The sequence below is a fragment of the Desulfogranum aggregans genome (assembly GCF_055398265.1).
The window spans coordinates 1293211-1314952 of sequence record NZ_AP042447.1 but is presented as its reverse complement, the minus strand read 5'-3'; the positions used below and the strand labels follow the sequence as shown (position 1 = coordinate 1314952).

Annotated in this window: 16 protein-coding genes; 4 read left to right on the top strand and 12 right to left on the bottom strand. The window is 56.8% G+C overall.

All coding sequences use genetic code 11. The features are described 5' to 3' along the window. Nucleotides 1–289: 289 nt before the first annotated feature. Entirely contained in the window at nt 290–631 is a 342-nt protein-coding gene (locus ACZ52Z_RS06085; RefSeq protein WP_464269862.1) for a PilZ domain-containing protein, read from the top strand. Nucleotides 632–770: 139 nt separating this feature from the next. Here the strand turns inward: ACZ52Z_RS06085 and ACZ52Z_RS06080 are convergent, their stop codons facing one another. Continuing rightward, entirely contained in the window at nt 771–1514 is a 744-nt protein-coding gene (locus ACZ52Z_RS06080; protein ID WP_464269861.1) for a sulfite exporter TauE/SafE family protein, read from the bottom strand. A gap of 83 nt (nt 1515–1597) precedes the next feature. Between ACZ52Z_RS06080 and ACZ52Z_RS06075 the strand changes: the two genes are divergently transcribed. After that, nucleotides 1598–2794, top strand: a complete 1197-nt coding sequence (locus ACZ52Z_RS06075; RefSeq protein WP_464269860.1) for an MFS transporter — start codon at nt 1598–1600, stop codon at nt 2792–2794. A gap of 50 nt (nt 2795–2844) precedes the next feature. Here ACZ52Z_RS06075 and ACZ52Z_RS06070 read toward each other — a convergent pair whose 3' ends face one another. Beyond that, nucleotides 2845–3672: an SIR2 family NAD-dependent protein deacylase gene (locus ACZ52Z_RS06070; protein WP_464269859.1), complete on the bottom strand. Its 828-nt coding sequence runs from the start codon at nt 3670–3672 to the stop codon at nt 2845–2847. Nucleotides 3673–3825: 153 nt separating this feature from the next. Between ACZ52Z_RS06070 and ilvA the strand changes: the two genes are divergently transcribed. Then, nucleotides 3826–5334: a threonine ammonia-lyase, biosynthetic gene (ilvA, locus tag ACZ52Z_RS06065; RefSeq protein WP_464269858.1), complete on the top strand. Its 1509-nt coding sequence runs from the start codon at nt 3826–3828 to the stop codon at nt 5332–5334. Between the two features lie 30 nt (nt 5335–5364). Here ilvA and ACZ52Z_RS06060 read toward each other — a convergent pair whose 3' ends face one another. Genes ACZ52Z_RS06060 through ACZ52Z_RS06050 form a run of 3 tightly spaced genes read right to left on the bottom strand, consistent with a single transcriptional unit; the run spans nt 5365 to nt 7733 of the window. Further along, the gene (locus ACZ52Z_RS06060; protein WP_464269857.1) at nt 5365–6105 is read right to left on the bottom strand and encodes a UPF0280 family protein; all 741 of its coding nucleotides are present in this window, start codon (nt 6103–6105) and stop codon (nt 5365–5367) included. A gap of 27 nt (nt 6106–6132) precedes the next feature. Next, a complete protein-coding gene (locus tag ACZ52Z_RS06055; protein WP_464269856.1) occupies nt 6133–6543 on the bottom strand; it encodes an NIL domain-containing protein in 411 nt (136 codons plus the stop codon). Beyond that, nucleotides 6540–7733 carry a homocysteine biosynthesis protein gene (locus ACZ52Z_RS06050; protein WP_464269855.1) on the bottom strand — a complete coding sequence of 398 codons (1194 nt, stop codon included), beginning with the start codon at nt 7731–7733 and terminating at the stop codon, nt 6540–6542. The genes ACZ52Z_RS06055 and ACZ52Z_RS06050 overlap by 4 nt, the downstream gene beginning before the upstream one ends. A 247-nt stretch (nt 7734–7980) precedes the next feature. Between ACZ52Z_RS06050 and ACZ52Z_RS06045 the strand changes: the two genes are divergently transcribed. Further along, entirely contained in the window at nt 7981–9207 is a 1227-nt protein-coding gene (locus ACZ52Z_RS06045) for a lytic murein transglycosylase (RefSeq protein WP_464269854.1), read from the top strand. Between the two features lie 25 nt (nt 9208–9232). Here ACZ52Z_RS06045 and ACZ52Z_RS06040 read toward each other — a convergent pair whose 3' ends face one another. The 7 genes from ACZ52Z_RS06040 to ACZ52Z_RS06010 all read right to left on the bottom strand — a co-directional run bounded on the left by ACZ52Z_RS06040 (nt 9233) and on the right by ACZ52Z_RS06010 (nt 21651). Next, nucleotides 9233–12697, bottom strand: a complete 3465-nt coding sequence (locus ACZ52Z_RS06040) for a translocation/assembly module TamB domain-containing protein (RefSeq protein ID WP_464269853.1) — start codon at nt 12695–12697, stop codon at nt 9233–9235. Then, the gene (locus ACZ52Z_RS06035) at nt 12697–14541 is read right to left on the bottom strand and encodes an autotransporter assembly complex protein TamA (RefSeq protein ID WP_464269852.1); all 1845 of its coding nucleotides are present in this window, start codon (nt 14539–14541) and stop codon (nt 12697–12699) included. Before ACZ52Z_RS06035 ends, ACZ52Z_RS06040 begins: the two co-directional genes overlap by 1 nt. Nucleotides 14542–14853: 312 nt before the next feature. Beyond that, nucleotides 14854–15768 carry a DMT family transporter gene (locus ACZ52Z_RS06030; protein ID WP_464269851.1) on the bottom strand — a complete coding sequence of 305 codons (915 nt, stop codon included), beginning with the start codon at nt 15766–15768 and terminating at the stop codon, nt 14854–14856. Between the two features lie 24 nt (nt 15769–15792). Then, nucleotides 15793–17247 carry an aminotransferase-like domain-containing protein gene (locus ACZ52Z_RS06025; protein WP_464269850.1) on the bottom strand — a complete coding sequence of 485 codons (1455 nt, stop codon included), beginning with the start codon at nt 17245–17247 and terminating at the stop codon, nt 15793–15795. Nucleotides 17248–17477: 230 nt separating this feature from the next. Continuing rightward, on the bottom strand, nt 17478–17720 hold the full coding sequence (locus tag ACZ52Z_RS06020; protein ID WP_464269849.1) for a hypothetical protein: 243 nt from the start codon (nt 17718–17720) through the stop codon (nt 17478–17480). Nucleotides 17721–18079: 359 nt separating this feature from the next. Further along, nucleotides 18080–20092 (bottom strand): acetyl/propionyl/methylcrotonyl-CoA carboxylase subunit alpha, encoded by a 2013-nt coding sequence (locus ACZ52Z_RS06015; protein ID WP_464269848.1) that lies wholly within the window; start codon nt 20090–20092, stop codon nt 18080–18082. An 8-nt stretch (nt 20093–20100) separates the two neighbouring features. Beyond that, the gene (locus ACZ52Z_RS06010; protein ID WP_464269847.1) at nt 20101–21651 is read right to left on the bottom strand and encodes an acyl-CoA carboxylase subunit beta; all 1551 of its coding nucleotides are present in this window, start codon (nt 21649–21651) and stop codon (nt 20101–20103) included. Between the last annotated feature and the right edge of the window lie 91 nt (nt 21652–21742).

Genomic DNA, 21742 nt, shown 5'->3' with positions numbered 1-21742 from the left:
CCTGTCCAGTCTTGCGAACCAAAAAAAAACTGCGATGGGTGTGGGTACGTGAATATGCTTCGTTTATTCGTGGGGTGGGGATGCACTTATGATTCTCCAGTGTTGGTTTTGTCGAGAAAAACAGTCAAAGGGAGAAAAAATATGCTTGTGGATTTTTTACATATTCAGGGTGTGTGATATACTCCCTAGTGATGATGAAATTTATTGATTAGTAACGCGTGGTGTTGGTTGGTCCCATCAGGGATGGGGCCTGTTGAGCATGAAGAATTCAGCGAAGAGTGAGAGTGAAATGAGTGAACATAATCGGGCCAGGGCAAGAGTGCTCTACTCGGCAAACGCCCTTATCAATTCTGGAAAAAAACAACTTGTCCATGGTGTTGTCAGGGATATCAGTATCGATGCCATGTACCTGGCCTGTGACCCTGACTTTGAGGTCGGAGAAAAGGTAAAGGTGGAAATAGTTCTGCTCGGCAAAGACAGCGAGCTAATCATCAAGGCACCGGCAAAGGTCGCTCGAACCGACGACAAGGGTATCGCCCTGAGTTTTCTCAACCCGCTTGAGTGGTGGCCGATTTTTTCCCTTTTTCCCCTCCATCAGCTTGATAACCATAACCTGGTTATTGCAACCTAGTGGTAGAGCGGTAGGGAAATACTGTCTCTTTCCACTGCTGCCTGAGTTTACCAATCGCAACGCAATAGCTTGCCTGTTTTTACCTGTCCCTGCAGTCAGGAAAAACAGCAGTGGATGAAATAATACCGCTCTTGCGGAATCAGGAACGGGAGAAAAAAATCACGGTCATGATCAGGCCGATCAGGACAATAATGGTGCGCAGCAGGCGAGGGGGCATGGCCTTGGCCACCAGAGCGCCGATATAGCCGCCGGCAGTGGTTGCCGCCATCATCACCAGGGCTTGGGGCCAGTGGACGATGCCGGCCACGCTGAAGGTGATGACCGAAACCGTGGACAGCACCAGGGAGAGCCCGTTTTTAAGGCCGTTCATCAGGTGGAGATCCTGCATGCCAAAGGTGATGAACGCAGCCAGGAGAATGATGCCGAGGCCGCCGTTGAAGTAGCCGCCGTAGATGGATACTGCCAACAGGATCGGGGTCTCTGCGGTATGGAGCGAGCTGTCCATGGCCGTCAGCCAACGGGTGATCTGCTGACCAAAAGCAAAGACCAGGGTGGCAAAGAGCAGCAGCCACGGGACCACTGCTGAAAAGACCGCGTTGGAGGTGATCAGCAGCAGCAGGGAGCCGATCAGGCCGCCGATAACCGCCAGGCTCAGGTAGCGCCGAAGCTGAGGGCGGTCAAAGTCCAGCAGCTCCTGCCGAAAACCTGCTGCCGCCCCCATGTAGCCGGGAAAAACCGCCACCGCGCTGGTGGCATTGGCACTGACCGGAGGGATGCCGGCATAGACAAGGGCGGGAAAGGTAAGAAAGCTGCCGCCGCCTGCCAGGGCATTGAGCATGCCGGCAGAGAAAGCGGCCACGATCAGGAGGAGCCAGGTGAGCATCTCTATCCTCTGTTTGCGGTTGTGGTGTATTGGTGTATGGTCGTATGGTCTGTGTTTTGTTATCTATCATCTGCAGGAGACCCATGACTAACGATCAACTGCTCGGCCGCGCATTCCTGGCCCTCTGTGCCATCACCTTCATAACCCTGTGCAACACGGCTGTATTCTTCAACTTTTATCCCTACCTGCTTACCCGCGGTTTCTCCAGTAGTGAGGCTGGGTTGTTGATCGGGCTCTATCCGCTCACCTCCATGGTAATGTATGGGGGGCTCAGCCGTTTTATCACCCTTGATAATGCCTATGGGGTTATGACCCTGGGGCTGGTAATGACCATCGCCTGCAGCAGCGCCTACCTGGTGGCTGACACCATGCTGCCGCTGGCCATGATCCGCATTGCCAGCGGAGCAGCCATGTTTTGTGCCATGGCCTCATGCATGACCCTCTTTATTGCCGTCATTCCTCCGGGCAAGACCGGATTTGCCTTCAGCCTCTATTCAGTGGCCATGCTCCTGCCCTATTCGATTATGCCGGCAGTCACCGAGCTGCTCAGCGGGCTGATTACCTCGCCGCCGGTCATGTATATGCTCACCGCCCTGATGCTGCTGCCAGCCGTGGGGTTCAGCGGCCTGCGCAGCCTGCGGCGTAAGGAAGGGGGCGCCGGCGACAGCCGGCAGGCGGACGAGCGACCGACCGGTGCGGCCTATCGGCGCAATCTGCTGCGCAAGCCGGTGGCAGCTATCCTTTTTCTAAATGGCGCCTACTTTTTTCTTTTTGCCTCGCTGTTTTACTTTCTCAAAGGGTATGGAACCCAGCTGGGCATCAGCAAGCCCGGGTATTTTTTCACCATCCAGATGGGCATCATGGTGCTGCTGCGGCTGTTCGGCAGCACCATCTTTGATCGTTTTTCCAAGCATTACCTCATTCTTTCCGCCTTTCTGGTTACCGGGCTCGGCTACGGCGTATTGGCAGTGGGAGTGTTCGGCTGGGCCTTTTTTGCCACCGCGGTGCTGTTCGGGGCGGGCATGGGGCTTTGTATTCCACCGCTGAATGCCCTGCTGTACCATCACGGTGAACCGCAGTTTCGCGGGTACAATGCCAACATGATGCTGCTGGTCATGCATGGCGGTTCGTTTCTTGGCCCGTCCGGCGGCTCCCTGCTCATTGCTGCCGGGGGGTATCCGGCCTACTGCATGGGCGCTATTGCCCTGACCCTGGCCGCCTCCCTGGTGATTTTTGCCCTCAAGCAGAGCACGCAGGCAGAGAAAAACGCTCCTGCGTAAAGCACCTTTCCTTTTCCTTCTAAGCCCCCATTGTTCAGGAAAAAGTGGGGTTAGCCTTTTGCCTCGGCCAGCACCTCCAGAATCTCAGGCAGGGCGGTGCCGCTCGGCTGCTGCACAAAAAAGCCTCTGCCGCTGCGCAGTGCCATATCGGAAAAGATGTTCTCCTCGATATTGACGTCGATGATGGTGCCGCCCATCTGGTAGACCGCCATGGCTACCTGGTTGGGCAGGTTGGTTGCACCGGCGGTGCCGACGATCAGGAGCAGATCGGTGCGTTGTGCGGCTGCAAGAGCGCTCTGGAAATGGTAGTGATGCTCGTTGTAGCTCTCGTCGAACAGAAGGATGTGGGGCCGGGTCATGGCTCCGCATTGCGGGCAGCGCAGGTACTGCCGGTCGGTTTCGGTAAACGGGTCTTCCTTGGCCTTGCCCGGCACTTCCTCCGGGATCGGATAGACCTGCGGCGAACATTCCTCCATGCAGCGCATATGGGCCACGTTGCCGTGAATCTGCATGATCTTTTGCGGGTCGTTGCCTGCCCGCAGGTGGAGCCCGTCGATGTTCTGGGTGATCAGGGTGAAACGGTCGCCGAACTCCGCCTCCATGTCCACCAGGGCGTAGTGGCCGGGATTGGGCTCAGCCTGACGGCAGACCCCCAGTCGATAAAGGTACCAGCGCCAGACCTCCTCCGGGTAGCGAGACAGCATGTGAAACGTCGCCATCTCCTGGGGATGGTATTCCTTGGAACCGAAGGTCCAGTATCCTTCCGGGCCGCGAAAGGTGGGAATGCCGCTTTCCGCTGATATACCGGCCCCGGTCATGACGGTGATTTTTCCCTCTTTGCCAAAACGGACGAGTGCTTCCTGCAGTTGCCTTTCCATGGTGTCTCCTACAGATTTTTTCAACGTATCCAGCAGGTAGTATTTGTCTTTCTTCCACCTGGTATGGTTGAATGCCGGCAAAAGGGAGCGATGTCCCCTCAGGGTGCATAAAACCATGGATTACAACGCGGCACAATCGGAGATACAGCAGCAGTGAAGAAAATTATCCGCCAGATACTCACCTCGCGTGTATATGAGGCAGCCATTGAAACCCCGCTGGACGAGGCAACCGTGCTTTCCCAGCAGCTACGCAATAGAATATTGTTGAAGCGTGAAGACAAACAGCCTGTTTTTTCGTTTAAAATACGAGGTGCGTATAACCGTATTGCCCAGTTGAAACGCAAAGAACAGGCCAGGGGCGTCATCACTGCTTCAGCCGGTAACCATGCCCAGGGAGTGGTGTTTGCCGCCCGCCGCCTGGGCATCCGTTCGGTGATCGTCATGCCGGTAACCACCCCCCAGATCAAGGTCAGTGCCGTTAAACGGTTCGGGGGCGAAGTCGTGCTCCATGGCAACAACTATTCCGAGGCTGCCGAGCACGCGTTTAAGCTCCAGCGAACCAGCGGGATGACCTACGTGCCTCCGTTTGATGATGAGCTGGTCATTGCCGGTCAGGGGACAGTTGGGGATGAGTTGCTGCGCCAAAATCCCGGCCAGTTGGATTGCGTCTTCATTCCGGTGGGCGGGGGCGGGTTAATAGCCGGGGTCGCTGCCTATGTAAAGTCCCTTCGTCCGGAGGTACAGATCATCGGCGTGGAACCCTACGACAGTGATGCCATGTTTCGTTCCCTGGAGGCTGGTGAGCGGGTGACCCTGCCGTCGGTAGGGTCGTTTGCCGACGGGGTGGCGGTAAAAACCGTGGGGCGGCTGAATTTCAAGCTCTGCCGACAGTATGTGGATTCCATCATCCGGGTCAGCACCGATGAGTTGTGCTCCGGGATAAAGAGCGTATACCAGGCGACCCGCTCAATCGTGGAACCGGCAGGTGCATTGGGCATGGCCGGGCTGCTCAAATACATTCGTGAGACCGGTTGCAGCAACCGGACCCTGATTGCCATCAACTCCGGGGCCAACATGAACTTTGAGCGGCTGCGCTATGTTGCTGAGCGGACCATGGTAGGGGAGAAGCAGGAGGCGCTGTTTGCGGTTACCATTCCGGAGCAGCCGGGCAGCCTCAAACGATTCTGCCACGATATGGTGGGTGATCGCAATATCACTGAATTCAACTACCGGCTCGCTTCCCGCACGCAGGCGCATATCTTTGTCGGCATCTCCATCACCAGCGAGGAGGAGCGGCATGCCTTTGGCCGGCGGTTGACCAAGGCCGGATTTACCAACCAGGACCTGACCGACAATGACCTGGCCAAGACCCACATACGCTATATGGTGGGCGGCAAGTCGTCTGCCGTCCGCTGCGAGCGGCTGTTTCGGTTCTGGTTTCCGGAAACACCCGGCGCCCTGGTGCGCTTTCTCGACGCTACCCGTGGCAATCATAACATCTCACTGTTTCATTACCGTATGCAGGGCGGGGATTTCGGACGGGTGCTGGTAGGGCTCGAGTGCCCGGAGAAAAAGAGTGGCAAGCTGGAAAAGCGGCTGGACGCTCTTGGGTACCGCTACCGAGAAGAGACCGATAACCCGGCCTACACCCTCTTCCTGTAGGTGGCCTAAGGCAGGGAAGAGAGAGGGTTCTCAGCTGCGGTGAAAATCTGAGCGGTGGTCGCGGGTGATCTTGCCGCGGGTGGTGCTGTCCAGGTTGCGGACCAGCTTGGGGATCTGGCCCCAGATGCCGATTTTTCCATCTTTTACCGCCAGTATCCCGCGCACGCCGGGGATGGCCCCGGTTTGCTCCAGCACAGTTTCCACATCCTTGTCCGCACAGATTTCGTTGCAGGCAAGGGTGGCGGCGGAGTCGGCAAGGGCGGCGTCTGCAGCGATCACGGTGGCCAGGTCGCATTGGCCGAAACTGATGGAATGCCCCATATGGCTGGACGAGGAGCAGATGGCAAGGGGGAGTTCTTCTGGTTCCAGGTAAAAGGCCAGGTTGCTGCTGATGGCATTACGGCCGGCATAGATACCGATGGTGACCGGGGTATGGGCAAGCACGAACATGTCGCCCCCGTTTTCCACAATCGCCTCGGTCGCTCCGGCCTGTTGGGCCGCTTCCACGCCCCGCTGTGCCAGGGTGCCCGCTACCGAGGCCATGGGGCCTAATCCGGTGAGCCGGGCGGCTGCCGCCATCTGCTCGGCTATTGCCGGGGCATGGTCGAGCAGGGCAATCGGCGTCAGTGCGCTCCGGAAAGCCGGGTGCCTGCGGATATAGCGTTCCAGTTTCTTGCGCTCATCGACAATGGTCCGGGTGATGAGCGCGAACTCCTCACCACAGACCCGCAGATTGGTATCTTTCCAGGAAAACGAACGGAAGCTGCGCATCGCGCTGTCCGGTGAAGGCGGATGGCGTTAAAAGGCCGAGGAGCACACACCGAACGGACAGTTGGTGATGCAGGACAGGCACTCTATGCATTTATCCTCGGTAAAATTGACGGTCCGCGTCGATCGGTCAGTAAAGTGGAGCGCACCGGTGGGACAATGGACAAGGCAGTTGCCGCAGTGGGTGCAGCGTTCGCTGTCCCAGTGCAGGCCCTTGTTGCCGGCATGGATGACCACATCAAAGGTATTGAGGAACTCGTAGGCCTGCTCGATGTGTTCTTCGCTGCCGGTGATCTCCAGCGACAGGTAGCCCTCTTCCTCCGGAGTGACCTTGGCGCGGAAGATATTGATGGTCAGGTCAAAGTTGCGGATGAGTTCACAGACAATGGGCTTCTCGGTCTCGCTTTTTGGAAAGTAGAGGTATACTTTTTTAGTGATCATTTTGCCGGTCCTTTAATCTCTAACGATTGCATCCCCTGGTTTAACGGCAGCCGCTGGCTGGGCTGGGAAAGGAGAAAATCGCCTGCCTCGATCTCCGCTTTGAGAAGATTGCAGATTTTCAGCGCCTTATTGTAGGACGACATGGAGGAAACCGCCACCTTCTGTCCGTTGAGTTCCACCTGGCCGGAACGCAGCTCCTCATAGGAGTATTTCGCCAGTACCTTGCCGGTTTTTTGCGGGTAATCAACGCTGTAGTCGATCACGCTCCCGTAGATGTCCCGGTCCCTCACGGTCACTCGCCGCAGGATATCCGGATTGAGGATGGGGATGGGCACCCCCACGCCGAGGGCCAGGGAAACGCCATAGCCCTTGAGGCTGGCGCCGCGGACGAACTCAGGATGCATCTCCTTCATGTTGCCGGTCAGAGCCAGGGTTCCTGCGCCTTCCATCGGTACATCGTTGTCGCCGCGTTCAACGTCGGAGCAGTGCTGGGTGCCCTGGGCATAGACCAGGCCGCGTGCGCCTGCCAGCCACACCGAGGTACCCACCCCAATGGTCTCGTACAGCGGATCGTTGAGCAGGGGCGAGAGCTGCCCGGCGGAGCAATAGGTCATGTTGCGCATCCGCGGTTTGAGGATGCCCAGGTAGGTGTAGACGGTCTTGTCGGAGGTGTTGACCGCCACATTGTAGTTCTGGTAGCAGTTGCGCGGGTTGGTCATGATGGCCTGGTTCAGGTCATGGATATCGAACATGGTCCTGATTTCCCGGCGCGGGTAATCGTCGGTGCCATAGGAGAGGCCGAAAAACTGCAGCTTTTTGCCTGCCACCAGGTCCTCGATCACATGGCCGCCGCCATAGCGGAATTCGCCGGGGTAGTACATATTGGCCGAATCGTTATGCCGCAGCTCGGTGGCACCCAGATAGACATCCACCGCCGCGATGCCGCAATAGACCGGCACATCCGAGATCCAGGCCTCGGTGATGCGCATCTTGGGCGTGCTGTGGCCGAAGTTGAGAAAGCAGCCTGAAGAGCACATGGGGCCGAAGGTGGCGGTGGTTACCACGTCCACCTCCTTGGCTGCCTGCTCCAGGCCGCGTTTATCAACATAATCGATGATCTCTTCTGCAGTGAGCACCACTGCTTTGCCGGAGGCTATCTTTTCGTTAATCTCTTGGTAAGTTCGTGTCATGGCTGTGTGATTCGGAAGAATGTACCAGTGTGTTAAAACCCCGTACTATAGGACGTCTCAGGAAAAACAGCAACAACTCCCGGCTATTGGCCGTGGAAAAATAACCCTGCACCATGGCGTGTGGATATGAACCGAGAGAGGTGTACGGGCCTGCTTGTCATGAAGAGAAAATTCGGCTACTGTGATCTCCCTTGACCAAAGTGAAATTTAGGCTAATCCCGCAGTGCAGTGAATGAGGTGCTCTCCTATGGTGAATACAGCAGGCGTATGGCGCTTAATTGTCCTGTGTTTATTGATCGTGCACACAGGCGCAGCAGGGATGTCCGTCGCACAGGCTGACTCCGCTTTTCAGCAGTGGATTGCCGAGTATTACCAGCAGGCAGCCAAGCAGGGCATCACCCGGAAGACCTATGTTCAGGCGTTTGCGGGCATTACCTCGCCCGATCAGCGGGTGCTGGAAAAGGCCAACTATCAGCCGGAGTTTACCACCACGGTCTGGGATTACCTTGACGTGCGGGTAAACGCGCGCACCGTTGCCATGGGCAGGGCGAAGCAACAGGAGCATGGCCCGACGCTGGAGGCCATTGCCCGCCGGTTTGGGGTGCGTGCGTCCGTCCTGCTGGCCATCTGGTCCATGGAAACCAGTTACGGAGCGGTGCTGGAGCGCCCGGAGCGCCTGCACTACGTGCCCCGGGCCCTGGCAACCCTGGGGTACGGGGATCCGAAACGGGCCAGGTTTGCCCGCAGCCAGCTGGCTGCTGCCCTGCAGATTCTTCAGGCCGGTGACGTCTCCATCCAGAACTTCACCGGTTCCTGGGCAGGGGCCATGGGCCATACCCAGTTTATTCCCACCAGTTACCTGGCCTATGGGGTGGACATGGACGGCAACGGCAGGCGTGATATCTGGAATTCCATACCCGATGCCCTGGCCACTGCAGCCAACCTGCTCAGGCAGAATAAATGGCAGACCGGCAAAACCTGGGGCTATGAGGTGGTGGCCCCGGCAGATGTGCAGGCGAGCGAGATCGGCACCACGCGCACCGTCGCCCAGTGGCAGGCGCGCGGGTTTGCACGACCGCTGGACCGCTCCTTTCCGCGACCCGATGACCGGGCCATCCTCAAAATGCCGGCAGGCGTCAATGGCCCGGCCTTTTTGGCGCTCAAGAATTTTTTTGTGCTCAAACGCTATAATAACTCGGATTATTATGCCCTGGCCGTTGGTCTGCTTGCCGATCGGATTGCCGGTCATCAGGGGATGGTGCAACAGTGGCCGCGGCCAGCCGGTTCACTGAACATGGAAGAGAAGTATGAGCTGCAGGAGCGGCTCCAGCGCAGGGGGCTTTACACCGGGGAGATTGACGGCAGCATCGGCTCCGGTACTCGCCAGGCCATCCGCACCTTCCAGCAGCAGGCCGGCATGGAGCAGAGCGGTGAGCCGACGAAAGAGGTGCTGAACGCCCTTCGCCGTCCGTAGAACCCGTCGTGCCTCATGGGAATGTTCAGCGCTCAAATTCGTATTTGAGGTCGCCGCTGCTCCTGGTGGTTCCTGTCTCTGTCTTGAGGTAAAAGCCTTTGCCAAGGGTATATCGGGTGGTAAAAGTGCCGGTTTCATCAAGCAGGTTGCGGCCGTAGCTTACGTAAAAACGGGGCGTCAGCCAGGAGCCGATGATCAGCGACAGGCTGTCCAGCTTATCGCCGGTTTCCATCTTGATGTCGTCGATGCCCAGCAAGCGGCCTGGAGTATCGATCGCTTTCGCAATGCCGGTCAATCCTGCACGCTGTGCAAGTTCACCAAACACGTTGCCCGAGTTACCGTTTTGCCGGTCGGATGGGGCTTCAAGCAGGCTGGTCAGGATCTCGTACTGCTCCTTATACGGCGAGGAGTAGAAGCGAATTTCCGGGTCGCGGAGGAGGCCGCTGAGCTCCACACCGGTGACCTGGCCGTCCTGTCTTCGCTCAGACCTGACCTCGATTCCCGGGTTATTCAACGGCCCCCCGGCGAAAACCAGCCGACCGACGTCAATGGCGAGCCGTTTACCGTAGATGCCGAAGCTGCCGTTTACAATCCGCACCGTTCCAGTCCCCACCGGCAACGACTGGGGACGATCGATAACCCGCAGCCTGCCCCTGATCTGCCCCTGCAATCCGTAAGCGTTGATGTATACGTCCTCTCCGGCTACCAGGTCGATGTCGGCAAAGAGCGGCCAATCCTGTTTGCCTGTCTGCTGCTCCGAGTCGATGATCAACACATCTGCTGAAGGAGAGATTTTTCCGTTCCCGGCATGTTGGGCGATAGTCGCTGCGGGGACGAGCAGTTCGCCGCTTACGCTGCCCTTTTCCCGGCTGAGAACAGCGTTCAGGCGAGGAGAGGTGACGATGCGGTATCCGTTGGCATTGTAGGTGAGAAAATCATTCCCCTGGATGGAGAGCTGCACTTCCTGGTCTGTCCCTGCGGCAGGCACAAAGGAACCGTTGACGGACAGGACCCCTTCGCCTGAACGGCCCTGCAGGGTCAAGCCGACTTTTTCCGGGGTACCGTTTACCTCTAGGGTCAAGGGGTCGATCACAATGCCCAGGCCGGGGAATGCTGCTGTCCCCTTGTCCAGAGATGCCTTGCCGACCAGGCGTGGTGCGATCATTGGGCCGTTTACCGAAAAATCCCCTTCAAGTTCACCTGTCATCTTGACCGATTCGCCAAAGAGGGGGTTCAGCTGGGCAGCATCGTGCAGGAGAAAGCGGCCCTTACCGGTAACCTGGATCTGTTCCGGTTCCATGGCCGGCAGATGGATATTTGCAAGCCTCCACTTGCCCTTCATCATACTCCCTTTCCGGTTCTGCAGATCCAATGAACCGGTAAGGATTGCCTGCTCCAGGGCAGCGGTCAACCGGCCTGTTATCACCCCCAGTTGGGCAAGGTCGGGCCTCTCTTTTTCTGAAAAATATACCTTTCGGGCCTCGAGGACGGCTGTCCCCCGGCTGAGGCCGCCCTCTGCTCCTTCCAGGGTAACGTTGCCCTGCAAAGAGCCTTTCATCGGTGGTACATCGGCCAGGAACGGTTGAAGGACTGCGCTGGTCACCTCGGAAAAACGGCCCTGCATCTGCCACCGGCCGTCTGACGTATACCTCATCTGGGCGCAGACACGGCCTGCCTGCGGCTCGACCATACAGGCCTCGTCAGTATGGACATTGCCAGCTTGATAGGTCGCGCCAAACGGGGCGTGCAACTGCCACTGTGGCCGGTCTGGACCATGCAGAGTGAACTGGGTGACCAGGGCCTGCACTGCTGCTGCCTGCCTTTCCACAGTCATCGTGCTTTTTAGCCGCCAGTCATGGTCCTCCACCTGCAGTTGAGCTTCAACCTGCTCGGTGGTCCCCTGCAGGGCTACCATGGTGCGGGCAACAGGGATCGTTCCCAGCTGCTGGTGGTCGATACGGATGTTTGCGGCCAGCTTGCCGCCTTGGGCGAGCACAGCCTCTGCCGCTCCGGAGAGGGCGCGGGTAGACCACGATGCATAGGCAAGGGCCTCGCCGTTAAAGGTGGTGTTCAGCTGCAGTCTTTCCCTGGGGCCGGTGAGGTTGCCGGACAGGCGCAGCCGTCCTTGCGCCTCCGGCCAGAGAGCCCTCATGTCCGGAGCATCCAGTGCAACCTCAACTGCACAGCTGCTGTCGCAGGTTCCATGCAGGCGCAGGCGTGATTCGCCGCTTTCCACCTCCATTGCGTCAACGGTATACTTCTCCCCCTGCTTGCTCAGGGTACCACTGGCCTGTACCGGGTATCCTCTGAGGGTACCGTCAAGGCGGTCAAGAACCACAGTTGCCGTCGATTCCCGGTCGCTGATATGCCCCTGGCTGCTGCCTTGCAACTGGAGTACGCCCTCCCATCCCGGGAAAAAGAGGGCTGGGTCCATCCCTTCGCCTTCCACGGCTGCCTGCCATGCGAACCCGTTGTTCCAGCGGATGCTGCCGCGGGCGTTGGCCTTTGCCTGGTTGTGTTCCATGTGGAGGCGTTCCACCTCCATCCCGTCTTTACGGACCGTAAAAGAGGCGTTGGCCTGCACTCCCTGGGGAAAACCTTCCTGCTTGAGCAGCGTCTGCACGGTAACCGCGGCATGGTCAAAATTTCCGTTTGCTGCAAGCCGTACATCCATCAGCTCAATGGCCGTCCACCCATGGTTGAGCGCGTGAGGCAGCACACGGTCGCTTTCCAGGGAAAGCTGCCAAAGCTTTTGCGGCGGTCCCTTGGGCTGGAAGGTGCCTGAACAGGTGAGCGGGAACGGCTCTTTGAACGCGGCAGTGAATTCCAGCCCCGAGAGCTCTCCCTGAATGGTGCTGCTGCCGGCAATGGGCTGATACCCGGGCAGGTTGATGGCAAAATCGATCCGGCCGTCTACTATTCGTTGTGCTTGTAGGGGGAGACGGGCATGGAAGGTTCCCGAGCCCTGATCAGCATGGAGGTCAAGTTGCTGAAACTTTATTTCTTCCTGGCTCAGGCGCAGGTCAGTGATGGTGAGAGCGTGAACAACAGTAGGGGCAGCCTCCGCCTCGTGGGGGTAAGTGAGGTCTTCGAGCTGCAGCAGCCCCAATTCCACCGGCAAGGGGAGGGAAAAGGGGTTGTTGGTCGTGGCGGCTGGAGCAGGCTTGGGCGCGGGCCTGTGTGCGTAGCGTACCCCGTGGACAACCAGTCGGTCCATGGCCAGCGTACCCTGGAGGATCTTCTGCCAATTCAGGGCAAGGTTGAGGTGGTGAACGTGTAGGGACTGGGTTTGGTCTGCATACTGCAGGCCCGTGAGGGTGACGCCTCCCAGCAGACCTCCCTGGATGGAGTCTGCGTGCACCTCGACCTGCAGCAGCCTGGTCGAAGCAGCGAGGAGCACGTTGATCCCGGCCGGGGTGGCCAGCAGCCACCAGCTGCAACCAAGCATCAGGCAGCCGGCCAAAAGGAAGAAGATAAGGGTTTTCTTCATCAGAAATCGGCTCCCATGGTAAAGTGCAGGCGCCAGCTGTTGGCTGTGTCCAGGGCCTTGGCAACGTCCAGCCGAACCTGACCAAAAGGAGCAAACCATCGAAGGCCTACGCCGGCGCCGTTGCGCATGCGTAGATTCTCCCAGGAGTTGGTAGCCGTTCCACTATCGAAAAAGAGGGCGCAGCCCCAGTCCTTGAACAGACGCTTTTCCAGCTCTACGCTGTAGGTGAGCAGATATTGTCCGCCGATAATATTTCCCTGGTCATCTTTTGGTCCGATCCGCTTATAGCCATATCCCCGCACACTCTGATCGCCGCCGGCATAGAACCTGTATGTTGGCGGCAACTCGTAGAAATCATCTGCCGCTGTCGCGCCGATGTTGCCGCGGCCAATCAATCGCCAGGAGCTGTTAAAGGCAAGGATGCCTTTTCCGCCCAGGGTGCCCTGCACAAAGGTAGTGTCGGAAAGCAGGTTGCTGTTGCCGCCCTTGACCTCGGCAGAAAGGCTCATCCCCTTGGCCGTGAACACCCGGGAGTCAGCCCATCTCCAGGTAATTTTTGCTCCGGGCGAGAGGATGGTTGCATGATCACCGTTGGAGCCGATGGTATAATCCTCATCAAGCAGACGCAGGTAAACGCTGTATTCCCCGTTCTGTTTCAGGTGGTCGTAACTGACTTGAGATGACCAGCCGGTGGTCTCGGTCTCGTCAAACTCCTCGTTTTCCCAGCGCCCAAGAATGGAGAGACGCTCTGTCCGCGGATCGCTGATCGGAATCGTATAGGTGCCGCCGAAATAACTTTTACGCTCAGAGGGACGCCATGCCATATCCAGCTGATGGCCGAGACGGTTTAATCGTCGGTTGTACCATTCAAGGGTTCCCCGGGCACCGGTATCCGTACCATAGCCGATGCCGATCCCATAGCGGTTACGTTTTCCCGGAGTGAGGGCCACTGTTACCGGAACCCGCCCCTGGGCATCAGCGGTGTTGAGGTCGTAGTGCAGTTCTGCGGTCTCGAAATACCCCGTGCCCAGCAGGGATTGGCGCATATTCGTCAACGTTGTCGGTGAAAGCGGATCTCCCTCACGATAAGCAACAACGCGTCGAAGCAGATCATGGTTGATAAAGTCGCACTCAAAAGTAAGCTGGCCAAAGGTGTAGCGGATATCGATGTCGACGGTCAGTCTGATGGTAGCTGAAAGACGGGGAGGAGATACTTCAACCAGGCTTTTGCTGAAGGCAACACGCTGATAACCGAGATTCAGGATGCTGTTGAGGAGGTTTTTTTTTGCAGCCTCATATTGCTGGTGATCAAAAACCATGCCCTGCTGCAGGGCAAAGGCCTGCAACCGTTCCTGAACCGCTTGATCAGCACATCGACGGCCCTCGCAGGCAAGGACAACCTGGGTGATTTGAACAGGGGAGCCAGGGGCAATGCTCACCCGGACCAGCGGAGCTGCGGGCGGGCCCGATGAGGTAATCTCGATCGCTGGTGCATAATATCCGAAGGGCTGCAGGGCGGTACCTATTTCCTCCCGTGCTCGCTGGATATCCTCATCCAGGCGCTGAGTGGAAAAGGAGCTGTCCGTCTGGTGGCGAATCAGGGAAAGATGGGCGCGCACATTGTCCAGCAGCTTTGCCTCCACTCCTTCGATAGCAACCGTGTAGTGCGGCTGCTGGTCGTTGCCATACGCTGCCAAAGGGAAAGCGGCAATAAGGAGGAGCACGAACCACAATCGCACCGCTGCCCAGCATGGTTGGCTGTCAGGGGGGCGGGTGCTGTTTCTCAGGCTGGCGGTATTGTCCGGCCAAAGCGGTACTGTTGAGGCAATGTGAGAAACAACCATAGGATAGGGTCAGTAACGTGCTAGAAGAGCCCGGTAGGTGGAGAGGAAAAGCTATTGAGGTGCTTTTCGGTCATCAATAACCGCAACCTCATGAGCGAGGAGGGGCAATGACTGCAGCCCCCTGTATTGCCCTTATTGTATCCTGTCTGGAAAATTTATCATGCTGTTTCGTCTGCGGCGATGCAAAATCAGACGGTTGATATTGTCAACAGAAGGGTAGGCGGCCTTTGGAAGAGATGCAGAGCATGGCCGCCTGATACAGAGAGGAGGCAAAGGACCATGCTCTGGGGAAGGAATGGTCTGCTGCAATCACTATCGATAGCACAGTCGTTTACGGAAAAAATTGGGCAGTGCCCATCGTTTATGCACCATAATAACGTTGCCGGTCAGGATAAGCAGCATCCCTGCCGCCGCTGAAGGAGTCCAGTGGTACCCTTCCCAGATGGTGGCGATCAGCAGGGCCACCAACGGAAACAGCAGGGTGGCATAGGCGGCCCTGTCTGCACCGATATTGCCAACCAGGGCAAGGTAGCAGCCAAAGGCGATGATGGACCCGAATATCGCCAGGTAGGCCAGTGATCCAAGGTAGACCGCAGTCGGCTCAATAACAAAGACCTTACCGCTCATCAGGGCTGTGGCAATCATCGCCAATGCGCCGTACCCCATGCCGTAGGCATTGGTCTGGATGATGGGAAGGTGGTTGGTTTTCTGGTTGTAGGCAGAGGTGATGTTGCCCAGGGATGCCAGCAGGGTGGCGACTATGCACAGAAGGATGCCCCGCAGGCCATGGTTGTCGAAAGAAAAGGTGCTGATCTCCGGACGAAAGACCAGGCCGATGCCGAGAAGACCGAAGAAACCCGCCACAATCACCTTTCGGTTTATACCGGTGCCGAGAAAGATGGCGCCATTGATCACGTTCATAAACAGGATAGTGGAAAAGAGGACCGCAGCCAGCCCGCTGTTGATGTAGAGCTCTGCAACGTAAAACAGGAGGTAATTGAAGCCGAACAGGAGCAGGCCCTGCAGGGCCATGAACAGGTGTTGCCGGCCCGAAAAGCGCAACTCTATGCGGAAGAGGGCGCACCAGCCGAAAAGCAGGATTGCTGCAAGTGAAAATCGGTAGGCGACCGATACCATCGGGTCAACCGTTCCCAGCTGCATCTTGATGCCTATCCAGGTTGATCCCCAAATGAGGACCGTGGCCATGTAAAAGAGGAAGTTTTTCATCGGTTTTTTTGTTTGTGGCGCAGGTTAAATGGTATGGTCCATGAGGTGGTGGGTGAGTTCTCCCAGACGCTGTACGGCCCAGCGGTTCGTTTCCGACCAGCAGGCTGCATTGAGTCGCAGGCAGTGAGCAAAGCCGGTGGTTGTTGAAAAGACCGTCCCTGGAGCAACGGTGATATTTTCGGCGATGGCCCGGGTGTACAGCCTTATGGTGTCCACCGGTTGGGGGAGTTCCACCCACAGGGTAAAGCCTCCTTGGGGCCGCGAGACCCTGGTTCCGCGTGGAAAGGTGTCGCCGATGGCTTCAGCCATCTGGGCGACGCGCTCGCTATAGGCCCGGTTGACGGTACGCAGGTGATGATCATAGCCTCCATTCTCCAGGAATTCGGCGACCGCCAATTGGGTCGGGGTCGGGGTGGCGATGTTGGTGACCATTTTCTGGTGGAGCAGCTGGTTGAAAAATCTTCCAGGAGCTATCCAGCCGATTCGATATCCCGGGGCAATGGTCTTGGAAAAGGAAGAGCAAAGTACTACCCCGCCGTCCCTGTCCCAGGCCTTGGCAACCGAAGGGCGGTCGTTGCTGAAGGCCAGGTCGCCGTTGATGTCGTCTTCGATAAGCGGGATACCGAAATCGGCCAGGAGGGTGACCAGGGCCGCTTTTTTCGAGTCGTCCAGGGTGGTGCCAAGGGGATTGTTGAAGTTGGAGATGACCAGGCAGGCATCGACCTGACCCTTTTCCAGTGCGGTCTGCAGAGGGTCCAGCTGGATACCGGTGGTGGGTGAAGAGGGAATCTCCAGCACCCGCAGCCCCATGCTGTAAAACATCTGAACAAAGTTGAAATACAGTGGTGCGCCTACCGCGACGGTATCGCCGGGTTGACAGAGGGTGCGCAGGGCGAGATAGACGGCCTCAGCCGCTCCGGTGGTAATGAGAATTTCTCCGGGGTTGAGGGTGCAGCCGGCTTTGATCATCCTGCGGGCGATCTGGTTGCGCAGTCGACGGTTTCCCGGCGGCATGGCATAGCCGGCGCATTCGCTGGCGTGCCTGCGGGTAACGGTCGTCAGGAGGCGATGAAGTTTTTGAGCCGGGACAAGATCTTCGGCTGGAATTGCCGCACCAAACTGGACTTTCTGCTGATCCAGTGCGTCCTGCATGATCTGCATTACCAGGGTGGACGAGGTGATTTCTGATGGCAGAAGAGGGCTGTCAGCAGCGTCCGGCTCCTGGGGCAGTTGAGGAAGACGAGGTTTGACGTAGAACCCGGATTGGGGCTTGGCCTCGATCACCATCCGATCTTCCAACAGGCAGTAGGCCATTTTGACGGTGTTGATGCTGACCTGCAGCTGTACGCTGAGCTGACGAATGGAAGGCAATCGGTCACCGGTACGGAAGGTGCCGTTGTCGATAAGGCCGGTGATCCGGTCAGCCACCTCCTGATACAGGGGCGATGGTTTGGTGGCAGTGGTTTTGGTGGCAAACATAAGGGCAACTATACATGCTCACTCGTAGATTGTACAGGCACAGTCAGGCGGGTTTATTCTGGGCACAGTTTATATTGTGTCTGTAATTGTTGGGTACAGTTGCGGCGTGCGGAATGCATCAAGGGAAGGGGGCGCACCACGCAAAGGTGAAGTGATGCAATGAAAAAAGGACTGCAACTGCAGGGGCGCAGAGTCAGTCCTTCCACGAGTTGTTGGGGGAAATGTGCGGCCTATATGGCTGCAGCCTGTTGTTTACAGCGATCCAGTTTGGCAAGGGCCTCGTCGTCGCAGAGGCCGTGTTCTTCGGAGACCAGGATGCCTGTTTTGGCATCTGCAAACCACCATCGTCTTTTGGGGCGGCCATCGATGAACAGGCGGGCACGATTGCTGATAACAATCATCCCCAGTTTTTTTGCCTGTTTGCGGATTTTTTTGTCATTTTTTTCGAATTCTTTGGCCAGCATTTCACTCATCGTATCCTCCTTGTTTCGGTGTATTGATACAACCTGAATCGGTAACGGCTGAGAGCCTGAGTCGAGCTCATTCACGGATACAGGTATACTGATGATAGAAGCCTTCAGCTTCAGAAAAATGCCTTCACTGCAGGGTGACCCCGGAAAAAAAGTAGATCGTTACAAAAGAAAAGGATATTCCTTGTGTGGCCGAACCATACGATTACTGTTCATATCTCCACGTTCCTTCAGCACCACTGCAGTAAACGGAGAAGAGGGGAGCACCTGCTCGCCTGGAGCAGGTGCTGGATTTATCTACCTCTTGTTTTTTTTGAATGGAGACTCTCTGCTGAAGGCCGGTGGAATCACCCCAGGGCACTTCACTGTTTAAAGCGAATCAGCACTTCTTCGGCTTCGACGGTCTGCCCTTTTTCGACCAGGATGTCGGCAACTACGCCGTCAAGGGGGGAGGCAACGCCGCTTTCCATTTTCATGGACTCAAGGATGACAAGGTCTTGCCCCCTATACACCTGTTCCCCTATTGCGGCCTTGACATCAACAACCAGACCGGGCATAGGGCAGAGCAGCAGATCTTTCTGGCTTCGCTCCTCTTTTTGCGGCATGTACCGCATCATTTCCCATTCCTGGGGAGAGTACACCTCATAAATTTTCGATATGCCGTTAAACGAAACATGCATGAACTGATCGCCAACCACCAGGCGAAAACGGTAGGGCTGGTTATTGATTACCAGTTTCAGGCGCCTGCGGAAGAACTCAAAAACAGGAATTTTGACTTTATGGTCAACTCCATCGACTTTGATGGTCATGGATTGACCGCTGATGATCGGACCCTCGAGGACAACGTCGTAGGAGGTATCATCTGCTCGAACCGTGTACGCGTGTTTGACGTCTGGATCATGCGTGCCGCCGATTTCCGAGACCATAGGCCGCAGCGATTCCCTGACCGCAACCGTACGTACATGGTGAATCAGGGTAGCTGCCAACGCACAAAGCCGTAAATGCTGGCCTGAGGGAGAACGCTTGCACACGCCGTCTGAAAAATGCTGTTCGATAAAATTGGTACTCAACTCGCCCTCGGCAAATTCCTGCAGGCAGAGGACACTCGTGGCAAAGTCGATATTGGTCGATACCCCTTCAATATGGTAGCCATTAAGGGCCTCGATCAGGTCCAGCCGAGCATCCTCCCTGGTCTTGCCGTAACTGATCACCTTGGCCAGCATGGAGTCATAGTACATCTCAATTCTGCTGCCGATGTTGACCCCGCTGTCTACCCGGATGTTCTCTCCCTGCGGAGCAAAGTAACGGGTGATCATGCCGGTTGACGGCATAAAATCCCGGGTCGGTTCCTCGGCACAGATGCGGGCTTCAATGGCCCAGCCGGTGATTCTCACCTGATCCTGGGTGATGGGCAGTTGTTCACCGCAGGCAATGCGCATCTGCCATTCGATCAGGTCAATCCCGGTCACCAGCTCGGTGACTGGATGCTCAACCTGGAGCCTGGTATTCATCTCCAGAAAGTAAAAGGATTTATCCGGCCCCATCACGAATTCAACCGTGCCGGCATTGACATAGCCGGCTTTAGTCGCGAGATCGCAGGCAGCTTTTCCCATTCGGTCACGTAGTTCAGGGGTAACCACGGAGGAGGGGGCCTCCTCGATCACTTTTTGATAACGACGCTGAATGGAGCACTCCCGTTCACCGAGATGTATGACATTGCCATGACTGTCGGCCAGGATCTGGATTTCGATATGGCGTGGGTTTTCAATATAGCGCTCGACAAAAATGCGCGTGTCGTTAAAGGCTTTTTGGGTCTCCTGCCTGCTTGCAGCCAGGGCGGCGGACATTTCTTTTGGGTCATGCACAATGCGCATCCCTTTGCCCCCGCCTCCTGCAGCCGGTTTGAGAAGAATGGGGTAGCCGATCTCTTCGGCCAGTCGCAGTGCTTCCTCATCATCCTTTACCGCATCGATGTGGCCTGGAATGACCGGCACTCCTGCTTTTTTGGCCAGATCTTTTGACGTGATCTTGTCGCCCATGACATCAACCGCTTCGGAGCCGGGGCCGATAAAGGTGATTCCCGCATCGGCAACGGCTTTGGCAAACGCGCTGTTTTCCGACAGAAAGCCGTAGCCGGGGTGTATTGCTTCACAGCCGGTGCTCTTGGCAGCGTCGATAATCTTGTCAATGACCAGATAGGATTGTTGGGAGGCGGATTCTCCGATATATACGGCTTCATCTGCCAGTTGTTTATGGAGGCTGCGATGATCAGCGTCGGAATAGACGGCAACGGTGCTGATCCCCAAACGGTTACAGGTGCGGATAATTCGGATTGCTATTTCGCCTCGATTGGCGATAAGTATTTTCTGAAACATAGTGCGCCTCACAATGGGATGTTGCCGTGTTTACGGTCAGCTTGTTGGCTTCGTTTGCTGTCGAGCATCTGCAGGGTACGGATGAGGTGCGACCTGGTATCACGAGGGAAGATAACATCATCAATATACCCGCGCTGGGCTGCCAGGAAGGGGTTGGCAAATGCATCGCGATACTCTTCCATCCGCTGGTTGATCACCTTTTCCGGATCTTCGGCAGCGGCAATTTCCTTTCTGTAGATGACCTCTGCCGCCCCCTTTGGTCCCATGACCGCGATTTCTGCTGTCGGCCAGGCAAAGTTGACATCACAGTGGATATGTTTGGAGTTCATCACCAGGTAGGCGCCGCCATAGGCCTTGCGGACGATCACCGATATCCTGGGAACGGTCGCTTCCGTGAAGGCATAGAGCAGCTTGGCGCCGTGCCGGATAATACCGCCGTGTTCCTGGTCTGGTCCGGGCATGAACCCGGGAACGTCAACCAGCGAGATCAGTGGTATATTAAACGCATCGCAGAAGCGGACAAAACGTCCGGCCTTTAGTGAGGCGTCGTTGTCAAGAACCCCGGCCAACACGGCAGGCTGATTGGCGACAAGGCCGACGGTTTGACCGCCAAGACGGCCAAGGCCGCAGATAATGTTGCGGGCAAAGTTGCTGTGCACCTCCATGAATTCAGCGCCATCGAGGATGGAATTGATCACGACGTGCATATCGTAGCTTTCTGCGGAATTGGCAGGTATCAGAAAGTCAAGGGCAGGATCGGTGCGTGTAGGGGAGTCACTTAAGTCGAGAATTGGCGAACGCTGCTTGTTGTTGGACGGTAGGTAGCTGATCAGGCGACGTATTTCTCGCAGGCAAAGGACGTCGTTGGGGACCGTAAAGTGGGCTACCCCGCTTTTGGTGGAGTGGACACTTGCTCCGCCGAGATCTTCTGAGGAAATATCCTGATGGGTTACCGTTTTTACCACGCTGGGGCCGGTAACAAACATGTAGGAGGTGTCCTCGACCATAAACACAAAATCCGTGATGGAAGGACTGTACACAGCCCCGCCGGCACAAGGACCCATGATGCAGGAAATCTGCGGCACAACACCGCTGGCGCGTACGTTGCGGTGAAAAATCTCCCCATAAGCGGCCAGGGCATCCACCCCTTCTTGGATTCGGGCACCACCGGAGTCGTTTAAGCCGATGATCGGCGCACCAACCTTGACGGCCAGGTCCATGACCTTGCATATTTTTTGGGCATGCGCTTCGCCAAGCGATCCGCCGATAATAGTGAAATCCTGGCTGAAAACAAAGACTTCTCTGCCATCGATGGTGCCGTGACCGGTGATGACGCCGTCGCCTAAATAGGTGGCGCCCTCTCCCAGATTGCTCCCGCGGCCGATCTTGAGCACGTCGAATTCTTCAAACGAGTCTTTATCAAGGAGAAGGTGCAGCCGTTCTCTGGCGGTTAATTTCCCTTTCTGGTGTTGTTTCTCCTTTTCCTTTTGCCCACCGGCGGTTACAGACTCTGCTCTGAGTCGCTCCAGGGTTTCAAGCGTCGTTTGCTGACTGGACATGTGGATTCTCCATTAAAAGATAGTGAGTACCAACGAACTTCGGCAAACTGTACCAAAAAGTAGAAAAACAATCAAAAAGAGGTTGCAAAAA